Source organism: Spongiibacter marinus (assembly GCF_016906995.1).
Lineage (GTDB): Bacteria > Pseudomonadota > Gammaproteobacteria > Pseudomonadales > Spongiibacteraceae > Spongiibacter > Spongiibacter marinus.
This window is the reverse complement of record NZ_JAFBBD010000016.1, coordinates 1-20138: the sequence shown is the minus strand read 5'-3', so window position 1 is coordinate 20138 and position 20138 is coordinate 1. Positions and strand designations below refer to the sequence as shown.

The 20138-nt window shown below is 55.0% G+C and carries 20 protein-coding genes and 2 pseudogenes; 7 read left to right on the top strand and 15 right to left on the bottom strand.

What is annotated here, in order from left to right:
• Positions 1 to 39: 39 nt before the first annotated feature.
• The 5 genes from HNR64_RS16645 to HNR64_RS16625 form a co-directional block, all read right to left on the bottom strand.
• Positions 40 to 573 (bottom strand): TRAFAC clade GTPase domain-containing protein, encoded by a 534-nt coding sequence (locus HNR64_RS16645; protein ID WP_204997526.1) that lies wholly within the window; start codon positions 571 to 573, stop codon positions 40 to 42.
• On the bottom strand, positions 570 to 1589 hold the full coding sequence (locus HNR64_RS16640) for a TRAFAC clade GTPase domain-containing protein (RefSeq protein WP_204997525.1): 1020 nt from the start codon (positions 1587 to 1589) through the stop codon (positions 570 to 572). The genes HNR64_RS16645 and HNR64_RS16640 overlap by 4 nt, the downstream gene beginning before the upstream one ends.
• A gap of 3 nt (positions 1590 to 1592) precedes the next feature.
• Positions 1593 to 2714: a GTPase-associated system all-helical protein GASH gene (locus tag HNR64_RS16635; protein WP_204997524.1), complete on the bottom strand. Its 1122-nt coding sequence runs from the start codon at positions 2712 to 2714 to the stop codon at positions 1593 to 1595.
• A gap of 2 nt (positions 2715 to 2716) precedes the next feature.
• Positions 2717 to 4009, bottom strand: coding sequence for a metallophosphoesterase (locus HNR64_RS16630; RefSeq protein WP_204997523.1), 1293 nt, complete (start codon positions 4007 to 4009; stop codon positions 2717 to 2719).
• A gap of 170 nt (positions 4010 to 4179) precedes the next feature.
• Positions 4180 to 4914: a tyrosine-type recombinase/integrase gene (locus tag HNR64_RS16625; protein ID WP_204997522.1), complete on the bottom strand. Its 735-nt coding sequence runs from the start codon at positions 4912 to 4914 to the stop codon at positions 4180 to 4182.
• 196 nt (positions 4915 to 5110) lie between these two features.
• On the opposite strand from HNR64_RS16625, the gene HNR64_RS16620 reads away from it, so the two are divergent.
• Genes HNR64_RS16620 through HNR64_RS16605 form a run of 4 tightly spaced genes read left to right on the top strand, consistent with a single transcriptional unit; the run spans position 5111 to position 10050 of the window.
• Positions 5111 to 5806 (top strand): hypothetical protein, encoded by a 696-nt coding sequence (locus HNR64_RS16620; RefSeq protein ID WP_204997521.1) that lies wholly within the window; start codon positions 5111 to 5113, stop codon positions 5804 to 5806.
• Positions 5800 to 7683 (top strand): hypothetical protein, encoded by a 1884-nt coding sequence (locus HNR64_RS16615; protein ID WP_204997520.1) that lies wholly within the window; start codon positions 5800 to 5802, stop codon positions 7681 to 7683. Before HNR64_RS16620 ends, HNR64_RS16615 begins: the two co-directional genes overlap by 7 nt.
• Positions 7684 to 7687: 4 nt before the next feature.
• Complete coding sequence (locus tag HNR64_RS16610; RefSeq protein ID WP_204997519.1) at positions 7688 to 8632, top strand: AAA family ATPase; 945 nt, start codon at positions 7688 to 7690, stop codon at positions 8630 to 8632.
• Positions 8629 to 10050 (top strand): TniQ family protein, encoded by a 1422-nt coding sequence (locus tag HNR64_RS16605; RefSeq protein WP_204997518.1) that lies wholly within the window; start codon positions 8629 to 8631, stop codon positions 10048 to 10050. The genes HNR64_RS16610 and HNR64_RS16605 overlap by 4 nt, the downstream gene beginning before the upstream one ends.
• A 499-nt stretch (positions 10051 to 10549) precedes the next feature.
• On the opposite strand, the gene HNR64_RS16600 is transcribed toward HNR64_RS16605, so the two are convergent.
• The 7 genes from HNR64_RS16600 to HNR64_RS16570 form a co-directional block, all read right to left on the bottom strand.
• Positions 10550 to 10837, bottom strand: coding sequence for a DUF3422 family protein (locus tag HNR64_RS16600; RefSeq protein ID WP_239547946.1), 288 nt, complete (start codon positions 10835 to 10837; stop codon positions 10550 to 10552).
• A gap of 185 nt (positions 10838 to 11022) precedes the next feature.
• The gene (locus tag HNR64_RS16595) at positions 11023 to 11238 is read right to left on the bottom strand and encodes a VOC family protein (RefSeq protein ID WP_204997517.1); all 216 of its coding nucleotides are present in this window, start codon (positions 11236 to 11238) and stop codon (positions 11023 to 11025) included.
• Between the two features lie 43 nt (positions 11239 to 11281).
• On the bottom strand, positions 11282 to 12391 hold the full coding sequence (locus HNR64_RS16590) for an S-(hydroxymethyl)glutathione dehydrogenase/class III alcohol dehydrogenase (protein WP_003291553.1): 1110 nt from the start codon (positions 12389 to 12391) through the stop codon (positions 11282 to 11284).
• A 59-nt stretch (positions 12392 to 12450) separates the two neighbouring features.
• The gene (locus tag HNR64_RS17275) at positions 12451 to 12675 is read right to left on the bottom strand and encodes a metal-sensing transcriptional repressor (RefSeq protein ID WP_204997516.1); all 225 of its coding nucleotides are present in this window, start codon (positions 12673 to 12675) and stop codon (positions 12451 to 12453) included.
• Positions 12676 to 12735: 60 nt separating this feature from the next.
• Positions 12736 to 13479, bottom strand: coding sequence for an SDR family oxidoreductase (locus HNR64_RS16580; protein WP_204997515.1), 744 nt, complete (start codon positions 13477 to 13479; stop codon positions 12736 to 12738).
• A complete protein-coding gene (locus HNR64_RS16575) occupies positions 13476 to 14633 on the bottom strand; it encodes an alkene reductase (protein WP_204997514.1) in 1158 nt (385 codons plus the stop codon). Before HNR64_RS16575 ends, HNR64_RS16580 begins: the two co-directional genes overlap by 4 nt.
• 75 nt (positions 14634 to 14708) lie before the next feature.
• Positions 14709 to 15296: a TetR/AcrR family transcriptional regulator gene (locus HNR64_RS16570; protein ID WP_204997513.1), complete on the bottom strand. Its 588-nt coding sequence runs from the start codon at positions 15294 to 15296 to the stop codon at positions 14709 to 14711.
• A 150-nt stretch (positions 15297 to 15446) separates the two neighbouring features.
• Here HNR64_RS16570 and HNR64_RS16565 point away from each other — a divergent pair.
• A pseudogene (locus tag HNR64_RS16565) lies at positions 15447 to 16010 on the top strand (zinc-binding dehydrogenase); the annotation flags it as partial.
• Between the two features lie 31 nt (positions 16011 to 16041).
• On the opposite strand, the gene HNR64_RS16560 reads toward HNR64_RS16565, so the two are convergent.
• Positions 16042 to 16938 (bottom strand): LysR family transcriptional regulator, encoded by an 897-nt coding sequence (locus HNR64_RS16560; RefSeq protein WP_204997512.1) that lies wholly within the window; start codon positions 16936 to 16938, stop codon positions 16042 to 16044.
• Between the two features lie 281 nt (positions 16939 to 17219).
• On the opposite strand from HNR64_RS16560, the gene HNR64_RS16555 reads away from it, so the two are divergent.
• Positions 17220 to 18233: a zinc-binding alcohol dehydrogenase family protein gene (locus tag HNR64_RS16555; protein WP_204997511.1), complete on the top strand. Its 1014-nt coding sequence runs from the start codon at positions 17220 to 17222 to the stop codon at positions 18231 to 18233.
• A 145-nt stretch (positions 18234 to 18378) separates the two neighbouring features.
• Entirely contained in the window at positions 18379 to 19368 is a 990-nt protein-coding gene (locus HNR64_RS16550) for a zinc-dependent alcohol dehydrogenase family protein (RefSeq protein WP_204997510.1), read from the top strand.
• A 346-nt stretch (positions 19369 to 19714) separates the two neighbouring features.
• On the opposite strand, the gene HNR64_RS17595 is transcribed toward HNR64_RS16550, so the two are convergent.
• Both HNR64_RS17595 and HNR64_RS17590 read right to left on the bottom strand, forming a co-directional pair.
• Positions 19715 to 19903 carry a helix-turn-helix domain-containing protein gene (locus HNR64_RS17595; protein WP_420853756.1) on the bottom strand — a complete coding sequence of 63 codons (189 nt, stop codon included), beginning with the start codon at positions 19901 to 19903 and terminating at the stop codon, positions 19715 to 19717.
• Between the two features lie 24 nt (positions 19904 to 19927).
• A pseudogene (locus tag HNR64_RS17590) lies at positions 19928 to 20023 on the bottom strand (hypothetical protein); the annotation flags it as partial.
• Positions 20024 to 20138: the final 115 nt, after the last annotated feature.

Genomic DNA, 20138 nt, shown 5'->3' with positions numbered 1-20138 from the left:
CTTTTACCAAGTTTTTGAGATTTTCTGTTTCTTGCAAAATCAAACAGTTAACTTACTTTCGTGGAACTTTTTACATGAATCTGGGCCGGACCTCGATATATGAGCGGGCTCCTCCTGAGCCGCCACATCGGTGGATAGCAACCTTGCCATTTTATCGCTTTGAACAATGAGGAGCGGTTGACGGACGGTTGCAGAGTTCACAAAGATTACGATACTTTCCGTGCCGCGACAAAGCGACTCCAATTTCATGGAGAAACGATGACTTTCCCACACCATATCCCAGGACTCACCAGATAGATCGGGGACGTACAACGCGACTTTTTGTCCTTCTTTGTTCAGGTGAAGCTCTATATCTTGTTCGTCACTAATATTGGTTCGTTGGAATTCCTCAAAACTACACCATTTACTCGCCAGATCATTCATGTAAGCACGTTCATTTGCAAATCCAGCATGGGGCAACGCGACGTCAATTTCCTGAGACGTTAATAAATAGCTTAGTGCGGCAAGGAAAGTAGTTTTTCCTGACTCAGGTAATCCACAAATTAGAAGTGATTTTGTATCTGTTTGAGTCATGACCAAAGTTCTGCATTCGTAAAGGTTCGATGACTTGGGTAGCTACGATTTCCATTCTCATGACCGCATACCAGCACGTCATCTATTTCCAAAATTGTTTTGACGATTGCGGAAACGCCCTCGCCTGCCTGCGAATAGTCAAGTGACTCTGGGCACGCGGCAACGCACTGCTGATTAACCGGCCGATTCGGCTCGAGGACCCGAGTAACATGTTCCGCGATGTCAGCAATATCTGACATGCAGGATGTTTCAGTCTGGGACTTGACAACCTGATCATACTTCGTACAAATCAGAAAGATATTCTGGGAGGGAAATAGGATGCCGTCTTGTTTTAGTACTGACGTTAGTGTGCGAACACGTTGCTTTTCTGCATGACGTAATTGTGGGTTGGACAGTAATTCGCCATTGATTAGCAAGAGAACAATATCTGCACGCTTAACTTCGATGAGACCTTGAGCGGCTTCACTATTGTTAGCGGCAAACGTAAAGTCCTCACCAGGCCGGTCAGCAAAATAGAGGTCTTTCCGCTTACCTTGTTGCTGATGATGAAATGCAAGGTGGAAAAAACCTAAACCTTCAGAAGTTAACGTTCTGTCTGTCGACGGCGTAGTTCTTTTGGACGTGATTCGCGCAGAATGTCTTAGCCTCTCAAAAGGGGCTAAGGTCTTTGATCCGGCAAAGTTCCATTGCTCAATAGCACTTAACGAGAGTTGTTCAAAAATGCAGGCCATTAGTGTAGTTTTGCCGATCGCGGCGGGGCCTATGCAGGCAACAACAACACCCTTGCGTTGTTTCAGCAATGTATCTACCCACTCTGGACTCAGTTTCTCTTTACCAAGCAACTCTCTTGAGGAGGTCGGTTCTTTGGCTAGTTCCGAAAGTGCTGTCTCCTCTATATTGTCGGCAGGGTCAAATTCGGCATTAAAGCTTTCGCAGTGCGAAACATCTTCGTAGCCTTCTATGCACTTCCCAGATTCGCTGTAATGGCACTGCGGATTGCTACATTGGGCATCCATAGATCAGTTCCAGTGTCGGTGTTGAACGAGTTCTCGATACACCTGGACGCTTAGATCTATTTCAGAAAGTGTAATTGTCGCATTAAAGCCGGTGCTCTCTTCCCATTGAGTAACCCAGTCCACAGTAGTGGCGGCAAACGAAAGTGCAAGGCACAAGGGCATTGTCAGGGGACATATGTGCTCGCTGGCGACTATATCGTCGATCGCTCCTTGAGAAGCCTCCACAGCCTCCTTGAGACCAGTTTCCTCCGCTGCGGACAACCCCAATTTTTTCAGAAGTCCACGCACGGTAGGCAACTCGGCGTGAATGGATGTCCGCTTTGCCAATTCGACGGCTAAAATTATGGGCAATCTTGGCTCGGGAACATCAGATAAATACTTTCCATCAATATCTGATTTCTCGCCAAACATCCACCATAGGATCTCAAGTTCCTCATCGCGAATGCGAGACTGTGCATTGCATTGATTGATATAGGACGAGAGATAAGTCTGGACTCGTGCTCTCTGGGCTTTTATTTCGTCGAAAACGGCTTGTGTCGCATCCTTTATAGACTGCGGCTGATTGGCGACAATGGCCTCAATTTTTGCTAGCCGCGTTTCATCGATCTTAATGTTTGTATTATTCAGACTCGGTTCACAGCGTTCCCGAAGCTTTATTCCGTACTTCTGTATTATCTGGTTTGCTGAAGCCAACAGGTTTGGGCCTTCTGGGAAGTGCCTGAGCCCATTCATGGCTGCGGAAACCAAGCCCGACGAGAGGGCTAGCTGTGTGGTCGCTGAGATTTCATCGCTGTCTAGTGCCGCGGCAATAGCAGCACCCGCTAGCGCTTGAAGCTCTGCGTCATTCGAGCCGGTTGCCATATGAAATACAGGATCATGACGTTTAAAGACGTCTCTGAACCAGTGATTATGGTCAATGTTGTCGCCGGGGCCCGATAAGGCCAATTCAACAAGGAACCTTTGATTCTTTCTCTCATCGATGTAGTCATCGCAGATATCGACTATCCCGTGCCATCGATTTTCGATTGATGCTCCTGGTATCCCAAGCGAGACTGCTCGGAGCCAATCCGCAAACATCGGGTGTACAGGTGGCCAATCGCGCTCTTCGGTGTCTTCGTTACTCATTATTAGTATCCGGCTTCCATTATGCGCTGAATGAGCGCGTCAACGAGTTGCTGTTCTTTGGCATTTTCGATCACGCGGGTGTATCGGTCAACTTGGGGCAGGCGGTATTCATCCTCTTTGAGCAGATTCAATTCCCCGATGATTCGGAATGCTTCGCTCGCAGGCAATCGCCAAAACCGATGGATGACATCGACCCCGTCAGGTCTTAGTCGATAGGCGTCTTCTTGAGCAGAATTGTCTTCTTGCAACTGAGCCTTTAAGACTGTTGACGGCGTATCGTCGGAAAGTGCAGCCGAAACGGCAGGTAGTTGGACGGGGAATCTAATTACAAATCGCTCTGTGCCGCCCTTGTTTATTTTGGGGCGAAATACTATGGGGTTTTCCTGTAGCACTCGAATTTGCGTTGACACCTCAAGCTCGGCCTTATCTTGGCTCTGATTGACCAGCTTTAGGTCAATCAGGTTGTATCCAGGCTCATATCCCGATTCCATCCGGTCTGGATGTAACGCTTCCGCGCTGATGCGTACGACACCATTGCCATCGTCCCATCGGCTGGTGTGCTCGTGACCAGTGAGCTGAATATCCATGGCGTCATCGAGCTTGGCTTTCATTGCATCCGCGTTTCTTAGCCAGCTGGGTGGATGGTGCATCATGGCCAAATGAATGTTATGAGGCGTTTTAGCTCTCGCGACGGTCTGAAATTCACCTAAAAGGATGTTTTGCTTGGCGTCATCTTTGCTACACAATAGCGTTGTGGTCAAGCCGTGGATAACAACATTTACACCTTGATCAATTTCAATTGACTCCATCCATTTGGCCTTAATGCCTTTAACGTGACACCCGTAAGTGGCCGCAAATTCATTGTAAGCATCCATGGGCCTGTATAGAACGCTGCTAGCTTCGTCATCGCGTAAGATTTGTTGAAGCTCTCGCTCACATCGCTCACCACTCTTCGATAAAATCCCTGTTCGCAGCCCCATAGTCATAAAGTTGTCAGCGATCGACCGGTCTACGTCATGATTGCCTGGAACCACATAGACTTGGGAAGCGGTACAGTCGAACTTTTCGCACAACTCGCCCAGCCATTGACCGGCAAATGTGAATTCGTCCTTGTGACCCTTGTAAGCGATGTCTCCCGTTACGAGGATGGCTGACAGTTTTATACCGTCGTTTTCTATAAGCTGGGCTATATCCTCGATCATTTTATCCCGAATCGGGCCATCTCTGTCTTGGTCTGGCTCCATACAGTCCGGGTAGTTAAAATGCAAATCGGATAAGTGCAAAAACCGTTTCAATGGGCTCCCTTCCTCATTATTTTGCAATATTCATAGGGCGCAATTAGCGCCTGCTCGATATTTCGTATATGCAATATTCTGCGTTCATTGAAGTATCAGAAAAAACGTTGTAGGCGCCTAGTATCAATCATAATATTTCCGTGTCCTCATTCTAATGATCGCTGATTGAGTCAATGAAAATCCACCCCATCCAAAAAATGCCCGCCATCGGCGGTGAGCACATTGGTGTAGATTTCCGTGCTTTCGATCGATTTGTGCCCGAGGAGCTGGCTGACGATCTTCATCGGCCGCCCGTGTAGCAGCAGGTGAATCGCGAAGCTGTGCCGAAAGGTATGACACGTAATATTGATCGGCGCGCCCCCTACTCTTCCCACTAAATCGTGGATATGCCGGTTCACCGTCTGACGGGCCATGGTGAAGATTCGCTCGTCCTTCCTAAAATGCCCCGCGTACAGGTAGCTCTGAATCCGATCGATCAACAGGGGATCGACAATGGGGATCGCGCGTTTGGGGCTACGAGCGAGTTGAGTGTTCGTCGGCCGTCCCGGTCGCTGTTTCAAGGTCCGTAGCACCACCATGAAATCATAACCGTCGTCGATAAAGTGGCTGGGTGTGAGCGCCAGGACTTCGGAGATGCGCGCGCCGGTGGTCCACATCAGGTCGAGGATCAGGCGGTAGGTCGGGTGCTTTTCGGCGTCGAGCAGGCCGAGGACTTCGGGTTTGAGCAGGTAGGCGGGCATCGCGTCGACGGTATCGAGGACCATCTCGCGTTTGGCGATCAGGCGTTGCCAGTCGATCTGGACGTGCTGAATGGGGAACGTATCCAGACGCGGCGCATTCGGGTAGAAGAGCCGTTTGGGCCGGGGCGCCGGAAATGCCCTGCTGCTGTCCTGAATCCGTACCATTTCACCCAAATCCCTGGTGCACTTTCGTCCCTGTTATACGCCTGGATTTCACCACCTGCAACCCTAAAAAGGCGAGAAAAATTAAGCCCACACTCTGTGTGCCAGAATTGGGGGTTAGGGTGCAAATCCCGCCATTTTTAATCGGAGCGCGGCGCGCTACACTCGACCGATAAAAGCAATAACCCGGGGGCGCGTCATGATACGACGACCCAGCCGCGCGGCCAGCCCACTGGAACCGGTGGCCCGCGTCACCACCGATAGCCTCGTTCCCTGCCAGCAGCACACCTCGCTGCGACTCATGACCCGTGCCGATGTGTATCTGCGCCACTGCCTGAAATACCCGGAGCGCGGCGTTTTCCATAGCTATCCCGAATATCTCCACGGCATTCTCCTTGACGTCGACCCCGACGTGACCAGTTTTGTACCGCAACCGTATACCCTGAAAATTGCGCGAACCTCCTATACCCCCGATGTCTATGTGGTACGAGCCGGCCAGCAAGAAGTTATTGAACTCAAAGGCCAACGCGGCCTCGACCCGGTCATCGAGGCCAGTGCACGGGCGTTTTTCGCCAACTATGCTATCCATTTCTCGGTGGTCGCCAACAACACCGTCTTAGCGAGAGAGCAGGAGGCCCTGAACTGGCTGCCCCTGCTGCAGGTAATCGCCTGTGCTGACCAGACCGGGCTCGATACTCAAAGCATGACGTCGGCGTTGTTAGAGCGATGCCGACGTTTTCCGGGCACCACCGTGGAAGAATTGCTCTCGCCAGCCCGACGCCCCACCCAGTATGTGGAAGAAGTGGCCTTGTACCGGTTGCTGGTGACCCACCAGCTCTCGGCGGATTTAGTCAGTGCGCCACTGAACTATTCGAGCGTGTTGACAGCATGTTGATCCATTGGCGCGACCGCCTGCTGGCACACCCCGACCTCGCTGACATCAACCAGTGGCCCTTTGTGGATGCCTCCGCATTGTCGCGGCGACGGCGCGAGGCGTATTTGCGCAATCGCCGGATCCTGGCGCGGGTACTCGGGGGCGAATCGCAAAAAGCGGTGGCGTTGGACTATGGGCTGACGCCTTCTCGGGTGTCGCGCCTGTTAACACGTTGCCTGGGTGGCGATATCGATACCCCGCCGCGGCTAAGTATGGGGCTGATCCCCCATCAACAAGGCGAGGTGCCGGTGCGTCGGCGCCCCCTCCCTCGCATCTCGCAAGAAGGCGGCGCAAAGGCCTGCTTCCAGGCACTGTTAAACCACGTGCCAGGCTTGAAAGCGCACCTTGACCGCATGATCCGAGCCCATGTTTCCGGCCGTCATCAGGGGCAAAACCTGGCCCCTAAACCCGTTCACTCGGCGTTTATCACCTATTTGCGCGAGGCCAACTGGCCTGACGACTGTTATCCGTTTACCCATTCAAGCTGGGCCTACGAGTCGGTGCGGACCTATTTTCGGCGCCGCGAACAAGAGATGGCAATGCCCAACACGCCACGGCGCGTCATCAGCAGCCGGGACACCACGTCACGGATTTTTCAGGAAGTGCAGATCGATGAACACCTGGTCGATTGTGCAAGCCATATCGGTGTGGATGTCGGCGGCAACATCCAGGCAATCCGCTTAGCGAGGATCACCTTACTGCTCGCGCGCGATGTGGCCAGCGGGGCCTACCTCGGTTATGTGCTGGCGATGACACGTCACCCCTCGGCCAGCGACATGGTGGCACTGCTCAATCAACTGGTTTATCCGTGGGAGCCCCAGGCGCTGAACACGCCCGGACTCCACTACACCCCCGGCGCGATCTTTCCCAGTGCACTTGGCGCCAGCTTTTGCCGACCCAGTATTGGTATTGTCCGTCTGGATAACGCCATGGCGCATCGCGCAGAGCGCCTTGTGGTCAGGCTGTGCGACGAATTGGGCGCCACCGTTAATTTCGGGCTTCCGGCGCAACCCAAAGCACGGGGACTCATTGAACAGGCCTTCAAGTACCTGAACGTGGATGTGCACCGCATCGCGTCGACAACCGGTAGCCATCCCCTGGACCCGAAGCGGGAACGGCGGCGTCACTCTAAGCGCCCGCCACTGATCTCACTTCAGGCCCTCGAAGAAGCCATTGGCGTGGTGCTGACCGAACACAATATCCGGCCCGTCGGCAACCTGGTCGGCGTTTCCCCCTTGGATATGATGCGGCGACAGATGGCCCACCATCTCGTTCCACTGCGGCCGCCGCCTTTGGATCGCCTGCCCTCGCCCTACCACGAATCCCGCGCGGTGCGCGTAAGGAAGCCCAAAGCCGACAAACATGCGCCCCATATTTATTTCGAAAAAGTGCTTTACCGCGGCGAGGCGATTAACCAGGCGGCGCTGATCAATCAGCCCGTACAAGTCATCTACGACACACGGGATATTCGGTACCTGGATGTGATCACCGAGGACGGTCGCCACCTTGGCGAGGTGCGTGCTCCCAAATCCTGGCAACGGTTTGCCCACAGTCTGGCACTGAGGAAAAAAATTAATCGCCATCTCCGTCACCACTTGATTGAGCGTCACGATCCGCTGGCCGGCTATTTTCAGTACTGCCTGACACACCGGGACAAGCCCAGTATCGCGCTCGACCTGGTCAGCCTCTGCCGCGACATGAATCTGCCTAGCGCGGCCGCCTCAGTGGAGACTAAACCTGCTCGACGCAGCCAAACAACCAACCCGGGCAGCAAGGCATCGGATTCACACAAGAAGGTGTCGACCTGGTCACCGAGTATGGTCAAGCAGCGGAGATAGTACCGTGCGAACCCACCTTGAAAATGCGGCTGAATTTTTTATTCCCTCGCCCATGGTCGAGCGCCTACACGAGCGTGTCATCCAATGGACGTGGTGTGGCTATACCGGCGGTGTCATCGCTGGCTCATCACGCTGCGGTAAATCCACCGCGCTACGGGCCCTGGATCACGCCATCACCACCCGTGATGGCGAATCGATCCCCTTGTTTCGTGTCACCTATGGCGAGCGGGACGCCACAACCATCCGCAGCGTATTCAACAAAGTCGCGCGATCATTGGGTTTTAAGGTAAAAACGAGCCACCGTTCCGATGACCTGGTGGAAATGATTTGCTTGGCGCTGGCTGACGCGGCCGCCATTAACCGCACACGGCAAGTGATACTGGTCGTTGACGAAGCCCAAATTCTGACGATTCAACAGCTGTCCGGTTTTGCTGAAATCTTCAATGTCCTCTACGAGCTACATACCAATGTCGTGATCATCTTCGCGGTGAACAGCGACCAGTTCCAACCGCTGGCCGAACAGTTACTTCAGAAAAAAAACACCTATCTGCGCGAGCGCTTTTTTAGCCAGGTGTATGAATTCTACGGCATACAGACCGAGAGCGAGTTGGCGAGTTGTCTGCGTGCTTACGCTAACCATGTCATGGATAACGACCGGCGGATTTCAGCCTGGCAATGGTATTGCCCCGCCCTAGACAAATTAGGTTGGACACTGGATCAGATTGCCGAGCCGTATTGGCGGCTGTATGACGAGCACTACCGCGAACCCCTGGGACAGACATCATGGCCGATGGCGCAGTTTGTGCGTGCCACCAATATTCTACTCATGGACTATCTCAGCAACGTCACTGACATGGAGGATAGCGACTATGTCGAGGGTTGCATTATCCACAGTCTGGAAGCGGCGGGCATTCGGCCATCACTGGCGAATATCACCGCGATGAAATGAAACTCAACACCGGACAGTTTCTACGCCAGGAGTACGAAAGCGTCTACGGTATGCAACGGCGTTTGCTATGGGCGAATCGGCTTGAGTGGGGGGGAGCGACCTCCCTTCGTGCGATCACAGCCAAACTGAATATCACTCAGGAAGATGGCGGCACGATCACAACGTGGCCCGAATTCCTGTGCTCCCTTCATCGCCATGAGCCCGCGTTCTCGGCGCCGAACCCCGTCAGTCTCGAGGGCTATGACCCGGGGCGGTCGATCAGAAACTGCCCAATCTGTGCCCGCCGACTCTATCACGCCGAGTTGTATCAGCTTCCCTGGTTAAAATACTGCCCGACTCACAGGTGCCGTATTGTAAAACTTTGCACGGATTGCGGTGCGCCGTGGCCCAAGGTGGGGGAATGTCGCCGGCGCAGTTGCGAAACCTGTGGCATCTGGACACCGCTAGAGGTGCTCGCTCGGCGGCGGGGAATTCACGAGGATCTCGGCGTTGCGCTGCGTCCGCTGGCAAGTCGCCTCGGCACGCTATTGCCGGGTGTTCGCTGTGAACTCACTGGCAATCCCACTGAATCGTCTCGCTACCGAGCGTGGTCAGATGATCACAGTATAGGTATGTTCGACCGGTACTATCCTTCATTGATTGCCCACATCAACCCCCGATCTAGAGCCGTATTCAGCAAGCTACGGATAGCAACGCCCCCCTTAATGTCGTACTCGTTCAATCGCGATGACTATATCGCCGCCCAAGAAATCGATGAGGCGTCCTTGTTTCGGCAGGTGGCCGAACGTATTCGATCACGGCTGCTCAACCGCTATGGCGTGGATGTCACTAAAGACACGACATTGTGGACCGGCGCCATTTCCCAGGAATCCGTAATCAGAAGCGCGTGGACGGCATGGCATTTTGTATACAAACGCGCGCGTGGAGAGGAGATCACCGCTAAAGAGGCAATTTCGTTCCAACCATTTCAGACCGCGTACCAGGAGCCACCGATGCTGGCGCTACCACGCCTTGTACCCTGGTTAGGCCGACAAGTCACCACGAGCAGTTACGAGCCCAACTACGACACCACATGGACGAACCTTGCTTTACCTGCGGCGGCATACGAGATCATATACACGGCAAAAATAGGATGTTTGTTCAGGCGGCTCGTAGCATTTTACGACTGCCTGAGCTGTTTGTGGTTGAGAGTGGGTCTATGGCACAGCTTTTTAAAGAAGCGGATAACCGTAGAGGATTTTGAGCGGTCACTGCCTGATATCGCCAACCCGTCACTACCCACACACATCCACCTTTGTATCTGCGTCAGTGACAACCGTGTTCAACTGACTCTCCCTGCAGAGTACGGTTTGGTACCGCTGGACGGCTTGACATTGAAAACGCCGGTTACCCCCTGTCTCGCGCCGAACGAGTTCTAGGCAATAGGCACCAAGCCGCCATAGGCCGATTTTTTACCGGTGAAATGGACATTTTTGGTAAGCGGACAATCGTCTTACACGGATTGGGGACAATTTAGACCCAGCTCTGATGCCCACTTTGATCTGATAGCGGCCGTTCATAGAAGGCCTAAGTCAGGTACCTTCCGTCAGCCTGTACCCTATAGTCGTCGGATGCCCATCACAGCATCTGTCTCTTTCCAGCTCAAAGCAGTCATACAGCCAGTTGACCTATCCGTTCACTCCCACCCTAAAACCTATTTGCGAAAGGTACTCAGAAGCGGACAGTCACACTAACAAAGTCCGAGCGTACCCAGATCCGGTAGGAGCTTATTCGAGGCACTCTCTGTGGAGAGGCTTTGCCAACTATGCCCTGAACAAAGGTGTCGAATCTTATCAGCTGAGGAGATGGGTGAGGTGGAAATATGTGCTTAACCCGACGAGCTATTTTCGTTTAACAAGAGCTTAATCACGCTACTGACTAAGACCGTTTAATTAACCTTTGAATAAGTCCGGTATAGCGATTGCCTATGTTTCTGTCCAAATGCAGATGAGACAACTCGCTCATCGCCATCTGATCCCTGGTCTGGTCACCTTCGGTCATGAAAGCGAGCTGCAATATACCGCGCGGGGCCTCAAGCAACAGATGCGGGCGCGCATGCACTTCACCCACGGCTGCAGCACGATCGGCGTAAGCCGGCATGCCGTACACGGTGGCGGTTGGGGTGGGTTGTACGGTCGTCGTATTGATATTGGCCGGCTCTTTCATAACGACCTCATTTCTCATTGGTTGAAAAGCACGCTTCAAAACAAATGCCCGCAGCCATGTGTTTCGCACATGGCTACGGGCCGATCTTCATGAGCAGGCACCGCGTTACACAGTCCGTCAAATAGGCTCGCCGTACAATAGAGGCTTGTGCTTACCCTGTCAGAACGCTCTCAGCTTCCTTGCTTTCAGACGAAGGTGTACGAGCAGACCTTGTTGCCCGCCGGATCACGCAGGTAGGCCGCATAGGCACCCGGCAGGTGACCACGTGCGCCAGGTTGGCCCTCGTCAGTGCCGCCTGCGGCAAGGCCGGCGTCGTAGAACGCGACCGACTTCTGAAGGTCGGCAGCGCCGATAAAGATGTGCGAAAAGATGCCATCGCCAGAAATGACAGGAGTGGACATGATTAATTTCCTTGGTGGTTGGCGTTGAATGGGTAGTGGGCGGTCAGTAGTGGATCACCGTGCGAATCGACTTGCCTTCATGCATCAGGTCGAAGGCCTTGTTGATGTCGTCGAGGCCCATGGTGTGGGTGACGAATGGGGCGAGATCGATCTCGCCTTTCATTGCGTCCTCCACCATGCCGGGAAGTTGAGTGCGGCCCTTGACCCCGCCGAAAGCCGAGCCCTTCCAGGTGCGACCGGTGATCAACTGGAACGGGCGCGTCGAAATTTCCTTGCCTGCACCAGCCACGCCGATGACGATCGACTGGCCCCAGCCACGATGTGCTGCTTCCAGTGCCGAGCGCATCACGTTGACGTTGCCGATGCACTCGAAGGTGTGATCGACACCCCAACCGGTCATCTCGATGAGAACCTCGTGAATCGGCTTGTCGAAGTCCTTCGGGTTGAGGCATTCGGTCGCGCCGAAGGTACGAGCCAGCTCGAACTTCGCTGGATTGGTGTCGATGGCGATGATGCGACCTGCCTTGGCCTGGCGTGCCCCCTGAATCGCAGCAAGCCCGATGCCGCCGAGGCCGAAGATGGCCACAGAGTCACCCGGCTGAACCTTGGCCGTGTTGTGAACAGCGCCGATGCCGGTGGTCACACCGCAACCCAGCAGGCAGACATGCTCGGGATTGGCGTCCGGGTTGATCTTGGCCAGCGAGACTTCGGCCACCACCGTGTATTCGCTGAAGGTCGAGCAGCCCATGTAGTGGTAGATCGGCTGGCCGTTGTAGCTGAAGCGGGTGGTGCCATCGGGCATCACGCCCTTGCCCTGGGTGGCGCGCACCGCCACGCACAGGTTGGTCTTGCCGCTCTTGCAGAACAGGCACTCACCGCACTCGGCGGTGTACAGCGGGATCACGTGGTCACCCGGCTTGACCGAGGTCACGCCCTCGCCGACCTCGACCACGATGCCGGCGCCCTCATGGCCCAGCACCGCCGGGAACACGCCTTCCGGGTCCTCGCCCGACAGGGTGAAGGCGTCGGTATGGCAAACGCCGGTATTCGTGATCCTGACAAGCACCTCGCCCTTGCGCGGCGGCTCGACGTCGATCTCGACGATTTCCAGTGGCTTTCCAGGCCCGAAGGCAACTGCTGCACGTGATTTCATGATGTCGCTTCCTTTACTAGCTAACTAAATTTTCCCTCACCGAGGGTACCCTGGCGCCTCTACCGCAGGTAGGAGCGGACGATGGAGATGGTCTCGTTAATGGACTTGTTCTGCGAATCGCTCCTGATTTCGCTACTGGGAAACTCTTCCCTTAGATAGCTCTCCAGAACCGTTGCCATCAATCCGTTGACAGCTGCACGAACAGCCGCAAGCTGCTGAAGAATTGCAGGGCATTCAGCACCTGCATCGAGCGCTTGCTTCTTTTCTTCCGGGCCATGTGGCACTCACCGCTTTTCACTCCAGATAAGCGGAGCCTGACGCCGAAGAGACAGGCCCTCAACTCATTAGAAGTCCTGCACGGTTGGGCGCAGAACGATCTCGTTAATATCCACGTCAGCAGGCTGCTCAATTGCGAAGGCGATAGCTCGCGCGACGGATTCGGCGGGAATTGCAGGCTTGTAGAAATCCAACACGAAATCGCGGCTCTGTTGGTGGGTGCTGCCGAATTTCAGTTCGGAGTCCACGGCGCCCGGCTCGATAGTCGTGGTGCGGATGCTGCCACCGACTTCGTGACGCAGTCCTTCGGAGATAGCCCGCACAGCAAACTTGGTGCCACTGTACACGGTGCCACCCGGGCTGAACACCTTCAGGCCTGCAACCGATGCGATGTTGATGAAGTGACCACTGTTTTGTTTCTGGAATACTGGCAATGCAGCCGCGACTCCGTACAACAGACCCTTGATGTTGATATCGATCATGCGATCCCACTCGTCAGTGCGAGTATCGCTGAGCGGTGCAATCGCCATCAGTCCGGCATTGTTGATCAGTACATCAATGCGACCGTAGGTGTCCACGGCACCTTGAATGAGTGTTTTGACCTCTTCCTGAGAGGTGACATCGGTCTGATACGCGATTGCCTGACCACCTGCATTGGTCAGCTCAGCCACCAATGCGTCGAGTTTATCTTTGCGGCGTGCAGCCAGCACTACGCGAGCGCCAAGCGCAGCAAGGTGGCGTGCAGTAGCCTCACCCAGGCCGCTGCTGGCACCGGTGATAACGACAACTTTTCCAGAAATGTTATTGCTCATGCTTTGTTTCCTTTTGGTGATAAAAGTTTTCTTGAGGCGCTGATTTCGAGTTCTTTCAGCGTTGGGTAATCGGTATAGCCCCGCTCATCGCCGCCATAAAATGTGCTGTCGTCCCACTTGTTCAACTCGGCGTGCTGGCGGAAACGCTCCGGCAGGTCCGGATTGGCAATAAACGGACGGCCAAAGGTGACCAGGTCGCAACGGCCAGCGTTGATGCGCTTGCGCGCCTCCTCTGCGGTATAGGCACCGTTGGCAATATAAGTACCCTTGAATCCAGCCTGAATAGCGTCGATCACTTCTTCCGGGCGGCCATTGGCATGGTTGCCCTGGAAGGAATCTTCAACCACTTCCAGATAGGCAATGCCCAGATCGTTGAGGCGGCAGGCAAAAGCACTGAAAGTTTCCACTGGATCTTCGTCATACATGGCGTTGAAGCTGCCGGTCGGGCTGATACGCACACCGACGTTTTCTTTGCCCCAGACGTCGATGACGGCTTCCACCACCATCAGCGGCAGGCGCATGCGGTTTTCCACCGCACCGCCAAATTCGTCGGTGCGCTGATTGCTGCCGCTTTTGAGGAACTGGTCCAGCAGGTAGCCATTGGCGGCGTGTACCTCAACACCGTCGAACCCTGCGGACTTGGCGTTGATGGCGCCCTGACGAAACTGCTCTACGATGTCGGACATCTCACCTGCCTCCAGAGCTTTTGGTTCCGGCACATCCACCATTCCTGAATCGGCACTGATGAAGGTTTTCGCACCTTCAGGCTGGATGGCAGACGGAGCCACTGGCTTATTGCCATCTGGCTGCAGGGCGGTGTGGGAAATCCGGCCTACGTGCCATAGCTGAGCGTGCATGCGCCCACCGGCCATGTGCACGGCAGTTGTTACCTTCTTCCAGCCCACAACCTGTTCCGGGGAATGAATGCCGGGGGTAAACGCATAGCCCTTGCCCTGGGGCGATACCTGAGTGGCCTCGCTGAAGATCAGGCCTGCACCGGCGCGCTGCTGGTAGTACCGGGCATTCATCTCATTCGGGATATCGCCGGGCTGAGTGGCGCGGGCCCGGGTCAGGGGCGACAACAGAACCCGGTTGGGAAGGGCAAGATCGCCCAGAGAATATGGCTGAAATAGTGGATCGTTTGGATTGTTCATTAAGTATCCTTCCTGCGAATGAAATGGTTGTAAATAGACCGGTCTACTAGTCAAATGACGAAAAAAAAGGAAATGTCAGGCCGCGCCAAGACATTGCCGGAAAAAGACGGAAACAAATCGCTCCATCGGCTCAGTGCTCTTCAGGACCTTGGCTCTCAGAATGGCGCCCTCCCAGCCTGAAAGCAAGAAGCTGGCTACATCGGCGGGATCGATGGATTCATCCACTTCTCCAGCCAGTCTGGCTTCTTCGATGCAGCGCTCGAAACGCTTTTCCCAGCCCTTAAATACGGTATCCAGACGTTTGCGGAAAACTTCATCTTGGCCGGCCAGTTCCTGGCCAAGATTGCCAATAAGGCAGCCGCTGGTGAACTCGCAACTGGTCATGGCTTCCTGACCGGTGTCGAAGTAGGCGCGAAGACGATCAAGGCCGGAACGGCTGGTATCGTTGAGGATTCTATCCAGCTTTTTGTCGTATTCCTCGGCAAAGGAGTCAATGATGGCGAGTCCGAAATCCTTCTTGCTTCTGAAATAATGGTAGAACGACCCTTTCGGCACACCGGCCGATGTCAGTACGCCGTTGATGCCTGTCGCGCCAAACCCTTTCTGGCCGATCAGGTCGGCACCGGTCTGGATGATGTGATTGCGCGTGTCGGTCGATGTCATGTTTCCGATAATAGACCAGTCGTCTACAATAAGTCAAATTCGTAAAACCTGAGACATGCTGTCCCGAATAGCCGAATTACCCCTGAACTTTATTGAAGGAGTCTGCCAGTGATCAAATCCCTTGCCGCCGTGGCGTTTTAGCCGAACAAGCCGCTGGAAAAAGTCTGCTTGCTGGGCTTTGGCGTCACCACCGGTATCGGCCTGGCGGCGATTATTGGCGCCAAAATGGCCAAGGCCAGCCGCATCATCGCCGTTGACATCTACCCGGGTAAATTCGACATCGCCAAGGACCTGGGCGCCACCGATGTGGTCAACCCCAAGGATTACGACAAGCCGATCCAGGAAGTCATTGTGGAAATGACCGACGGCGGGGTGGATTATTCCTTCGAGTGCGTCGGCAACGTCCAGCTGATGCGCTCAGCCCTGGAGTGCTGTCACAAGGGCTGGGGGGAATCCATCATTATCGGGGTGGCCGGTGCCGGTGAGGAAATCAGCACCCGTCCGTTCCAGCTGGTCACCGGCCGGGTCTGGAAAGGCTCTGCGTTCGGCGGGGTGAAAGGCCGCACCGAGCTGCCGGGCTACGTGGAAAAGGCCAAGACCGGAGAGATTCCGCTGGATGTCTTTATCACTCATGACATGAAGCTTGAACAGATCAATGACGCCTTTGACCTGATGCACGAAGGCAAACGCATCCGTTCGGTGATTCACTTCTGATGTTCCGCTTTCGCTTCCCATTTGAAACCGATTACACCTTTATCTTTTTCGCAACGGCGTCACTCAATGCTTCCGCCAGAGCGCGCACGCGCCGTGACTGTGATCGCCCCGGAGGAAACATCATCTGAAGAGGGGTCGGCGGCGGGCTGTACTCCTGCAACAGAGGCACCAGCCTCCCGGATTCAATGTCGGGTCCAACCTCCAGTTCTGACTTGAGGGCAATGCCAAGGCCATCAAGCGCCCATCGTCGCACTAAAGAGCCATCGTTCGCTGTCTTATTGCCACGCACCGTCACACTCATTGGGCTTTTCTCGGTACCAAAGCGCCACACATTGTCAGGGATCGTTCCGAATCGCATGACCAAGCAGTTATGTCGAATCAGATCGGCAGGCTCTTGCGGTGCGCCATGTGCAGCAATGTATGAAGGAGATGCGCAGACGATCCGGCGATGGTTTCCAAGGTTTCGGGCCCTTAAGGTGCTGTCTGTCAACGTGCCAAAGCGCAACGCAAGATCAAAACCTTGGCCAACGATGTCCACATATCCGTCGGACAGATGCAAGTCGACTGAGATCGCGGGATGCTCAGTTGTGAAGGTCGAGATCACATCCGAAACGACACTGCGGCCCAGACCGATCGGTGCACTGATGCGGATCGGCCCCGACAGTGTCTCGGCCCCGTGGCGGATTCGAGTGTCGAGGTCATCGATCTCGGCTAGTACCTCTTTTGCACCACTCAGCAACGTCCGGCCTTCTTCGGTCAGGCTTAGCGAACGTGTGGTGCGGTTGAATAGAACAACGCCGTAATGTGCTTCCAGAGCGGCAAGCCGCTCGGAGACCGTGGTTGCGGAAAGGCCCACCTCACGGCCGGCAGCGACAAGACTGCCTTTCTCGGCGATGGTTAGAAAAAGGCGGATGTTATCAATCAACATTAAAAGGAAGTTCCGAATTATCTCTTGTGATCTTATCCATTTATCCGACCATGGCAAACAGTTAAATGACTCGGCCTCTGTCACGAAATTCCAGAAACTGAAGGCGATCGGGTTACTGGAACAGGGTATCTCCGTAAAAAATAATGTCCGGATTTTCCGGATTATTATTTCGTGTTTCGATCATTTATCCGGCAATGGAAGGCTTGTACATTTGATCTATCGAAACCGTCGTCACAAACAGTGGCGTGCCGTGCATCCCAAGCCACTTCTGGAGAACGAAAATGAAAGCTATCGGCTACACCGTTAACGGCGCAATTGACCGCGCCGACGCCCTGATCGACCTTGAGGTCGAAAAACCCACCGCGACCGGCCATGACATCCTCGTCAAGGTCGAGGCCGTGTCGGTTAACCCGATTGACACGAAAATCCGCCAAAGCCGCGCTGCCGAGGGTGGTACGCCGGTGATCCTCGGTTGGGACGCCGTGGGCGAGGTTGTGGAAATTGGCGACAAGGTCAGCCAGTTCAAAACCGGCGACAAGGTCTGGTATGCGGGTGCGATCAACCGCCCCGGCACCAATGCCGAATACCACCTCGTTGATGCCCGCATCGTCGGCCACGCGCCGAAAAGCATCGAAACGTCCGCCGCTGCCGCCTTGCCCCTGACGACCCTGACAGCCCAGGAGATGATCTTTGACCGCCTGAAAGTCACCGATTCCGTGCCGGGTGCCGCGAACGCCATCGTGATCATAGGCGGCGCGGGCGGCGTTGGCTCTATTGCGATACAGCTTTTGCGCGAGCAGACCGATTTGACGATCATTGCAACGGCCTCGCGCCCCGAAACGCAGGAATGGGTCAAGGAGCTGGGCGCGCATTATGTCGTGGACCATTCCAAACCCTTGTCGGAACAGATTGCAGCCCTGAACATCGGCGCGCCAGGGTTCGTATTTTCGACCAACTATTCCGAAACCTACGTGCCGCAGATCGTCGAATTCATTGCCCCTCAGGGTCGGTTTGGCCTGATTGACGATCCTGAAGTGTTTGACATCATGCCATTCAAGGCCAAGGCCGTGTCGATTCACTGGGAGCTGATGTTCACGCGTTCGCTGTTTACCACCGACGACATCGCGCGTCAGGGTGAAATCCTCGATGCCGTTGCTGCTTTGATCGACGCCGCGAAGATCCGTTCGACCGCGACCGAGAGTTTCGGGACGATCAATGCCGAAAACCTCAAGCGCGCCCATACCCTGATCGAAAGCGGAAAAGCGAAAGGCAAGATCGTTTTAGAGGGTTTCTGAAAGGCAGGCGCGCAGGCTTGATCACGTCCTAAAATCACCTGCGAAAAGCTCAACGGATAGCTTGCTGACCAAAGTGGTGAGAGATCAGGGCGCTTGGAGGGTTTCCGGATATACGTCGAGGCCCATTGATAAACGAGGTATCTATATGACACGCATTGTCAGAATTCATGAATACGGTGACGCCAGCGTTCTGAAGCTGGAAGATCTGGAAGTATCGGCACCAGCAGCAAACGAGGTGCAGATTAGTGTTAAAGCTATTGGCTTGAACCGAGCCGAAGTGATGTTCCGCAATCACGCATACCTACAAGAAGCGGAGTTCCCCAGCCGCTTAGGCTACGAGGCCGCAGGCATCGTAACGGCAGTTGGGAGCGACGTAACCGAGATCACTATTGGTGACTCGGTCGCTCTGATCCCACCTTTGGATATTGCTCGCTGGGGCACCTACGGCGAGTTGGCCAATGTACCAGCCCACCTGGTGGTAAAGAGCCCTGAGAACTTGTCCTTTGAAGAGGCTGCGGCGTCTTGGATGCAGTACGTCACCGCCTGGGGAGCATTGATTGAACAGGCGAAGCTACGGCAGGGCGATTTTGTCATCGTTACCGCCGCGTCAAGCAGTGTTGGCTTGGCCGCCTTCCAAATAGCTCGAATGGTCGGCGCCACATCGATTGCGATCACTCGAACTCACGCGAAGAAGCAAGCCCTGCTTGATGCAGGCGCTGCGCATGTCATCGTCAGCGATGAAGAGGATATCGTCGAGCGTGTTATGACGATAACTGCCGGTCAAGGCGCTCGCGTTGTATTTGATCCTGTAGGCGGGCCGTCCTTCGAACCTCTCACGCAGAGCATGGCGCGGGGCGGAATTTTGCTGGTGTACGGCGCACTCAGCTCTCAACCGACACCATTTCCACTGTTTACCGTGCTGGGCAAAAGCCTGACTTTGAAGGGTTATCTCTACGCAGAGATTGTGGCCGACCCTGAAGCCCTGGAGAGAGCGAAGGCTTTTATTCTGCAAGGGTTGAAGTCCGGCGCGTTGCGCCCGATCATCGCAAAGACATTCGCACTTAGCGACATCCAGGATGCCCATCGTTTCCTTGAAGCCAATCAGCAGATCGGCAAGATCGTGGTAACTGTCTGACCAGCAATTATGGGGCTGAGAGCGTAATCCTTCGGCCCCGACTCAAGCCAGCCCTGATGACCGCTATTGGCCGACTCTGTTGAAAAAGTAGCTGCTCCCCCATGCTGTCGGCAGAATTGCTCTGTCAGCTAGCGCGGGGACGGTGAGCCGCCGCATCGTCAGGGCACAGCGTTGCTCAATCATTGATTTGCTCAACTACGGCATTGCCAGCAAAACTTTGTCCAGGGTCAAACTGGAGCTTGCGCGCCGTGGCGGGCAGTAGTTTTGTCAGTTTGTCCAAATGCGCCGTTTGGCCTGCGTCAGTTTCGCGGCGGTCTCCAGCCGTACATATGCCAAACGCCTCTGGTCATCCGCCGCGTCGCAACTCCCTGACACCCCGGCCCAGCTTGCGGCGCAGCAGGGCCCGCAGGCTCGCCCCATCCGAATACCCGACCTGTGTGGCGACCTGGTCGACGCTGGCGTTTCCGGTGCGCAAGAGATGGACGGCATGCTCCACGCGCAGGTCCTGGAAATACGACAGTGGTGTCTTGCCCAAAACGCTTTGCAGCCGCCGCGCCAAGGTGCGCTCGCTTGTGCCCGCGGCGCTGGCCGCCTCCGCCAGCGAGAACCCCTGCGCGAGCCGACGTCTGGCCCAGCTCTCGAAGCGCTCCACCATTGGGTCGGCATGCGCAAGGTGGTCGGAATCACGAACTCGGCTTGCGAACTGCGTGCCTCGACCAGCAGATAGCGTGCCACCAGGGCCGCCAGCGCCGGACTGCGCCCCCGGATGA

What these genes read in the sequence shown, in the direction of transcription:
- HNR64_RS16600 (WP_239547946.1), bottom strand. Translation starts at nt 10,837, where the DNA reads ATGAAAGAGCCGGCCAATATCAATACGACGACCGTACAACCCACCCCA.
- HNR64_RS16620 (WP_204997521.1), top strand. Translation starts at nt 5,111, where the DNA reads ATGATACGACGACCCAGCCGCGCGGCCAGCCCACTGGAACCGGTGGCC.
- HNR64_RS16580 (WP_204997515.1), bottom strand. Translation starts at nt 13,479, where the DNA reads ATGAGCAATAACATTTCTGGAAAAGTTGTCGTTATCACCGGTGCCAGC.
- HNR64_RS16560 (WP_204997512.1), bottom strand. Translation starts at nt 16,938, where the DNA reads ATGTTGATTGATAACATCCGCCTTTTTCTAACCATCGCCGAGAAAGGC.
- HNR64_RS16590 (WP_003291553.1), bottom strand. Translation starts at nt 12,391, where the DNA reads ATGAAATCACGTGCAGCAGTTGCCTTCGGGCCTGGAAAGCCACTGGAA.
- HNR64_RS16640 (WP_204997525.1), bottom strand. Translation starts at nt 1,589, where the DNA reads ATGGATGCCCAATGTAGCAATCCGCAGTGCCATTACAGCGAATCTGGG.
- HNR64_RS16555 (WP_204997511.1), top strand. Translation starts at nt 17,220, where the DNA reads ATGAAAGCTATCGGCTACACCGTTAACGGCGCAATTGACCGCGCCGAC.
- HNR64_RS16570 (WP_204997513.1), bottom strand. Translation starts at nt 15,296, where the DNA reads ATGACATCGACCGACACGCGCAATCACATCATCCAGACCGGTGCCGAC.
- HNR64_RS16645 (WP_204997526.1), bottom strand. Translation starts at nt 573, where the DNA reads ATGACTCAAACAGATACAAAATCACTTCTAATTTGTGGATTACCTGAG.
- HNR64_RS16595 (WP_204997517.1), bottom strand. Translation starts at nt 11,238, where the DNA reads ATGTCCACTCCTGTCATTTCTGGCGATGGCATCTTTTCGCACATCTTT.
- HNR64_RS16575 (WP_204997514.1), bottom strand. Translation starts at nt 14,633, where the DNA reads ATGAACAATCCAAACGATCCACTATTTCAGCCATATTCTCTGGGCGAT.
- HNR64_RS16625 (WP_204997522.1), bottom strand. Translation starts at nt 4,914, where the DNA reads ATGGTACGGATTCAGGACAGCAGCAGGGCATTTCCGGCGCCCCGGCCC.
- HNR64_RS16615 (WP_204997520.1), top strand. Translation starts at nt 5,800, where the DNA reads ATGTTGATCCATTGGCGCGACCGCCTGCTGGCACACCCCGACCTCGCT.
- HNR64_RS16550 (WP_204997510.1), top strand. Translation starts at nt 18,379, where the DNA reads ATGACACGCATTGTCAGAATTCATGAATACGGTGACGCCAGCGTTCTG.
- HNR64_RS16605 (WP_204997518.1), top strand. Translation starts at nt 8,629, where the DNA reads ATGAAACTCAACACCGGACAGTTTCTACGCCAGGAGTACGAAAGCGTC.
- HNR64_RS16635 (WP_204997524.1), bottom strand. Translation starts at nt 2,714, where the DNA reads ATGAGTAACGAAGACACCGAAGAGCGCGATTGGCCACCTGTACACCCG.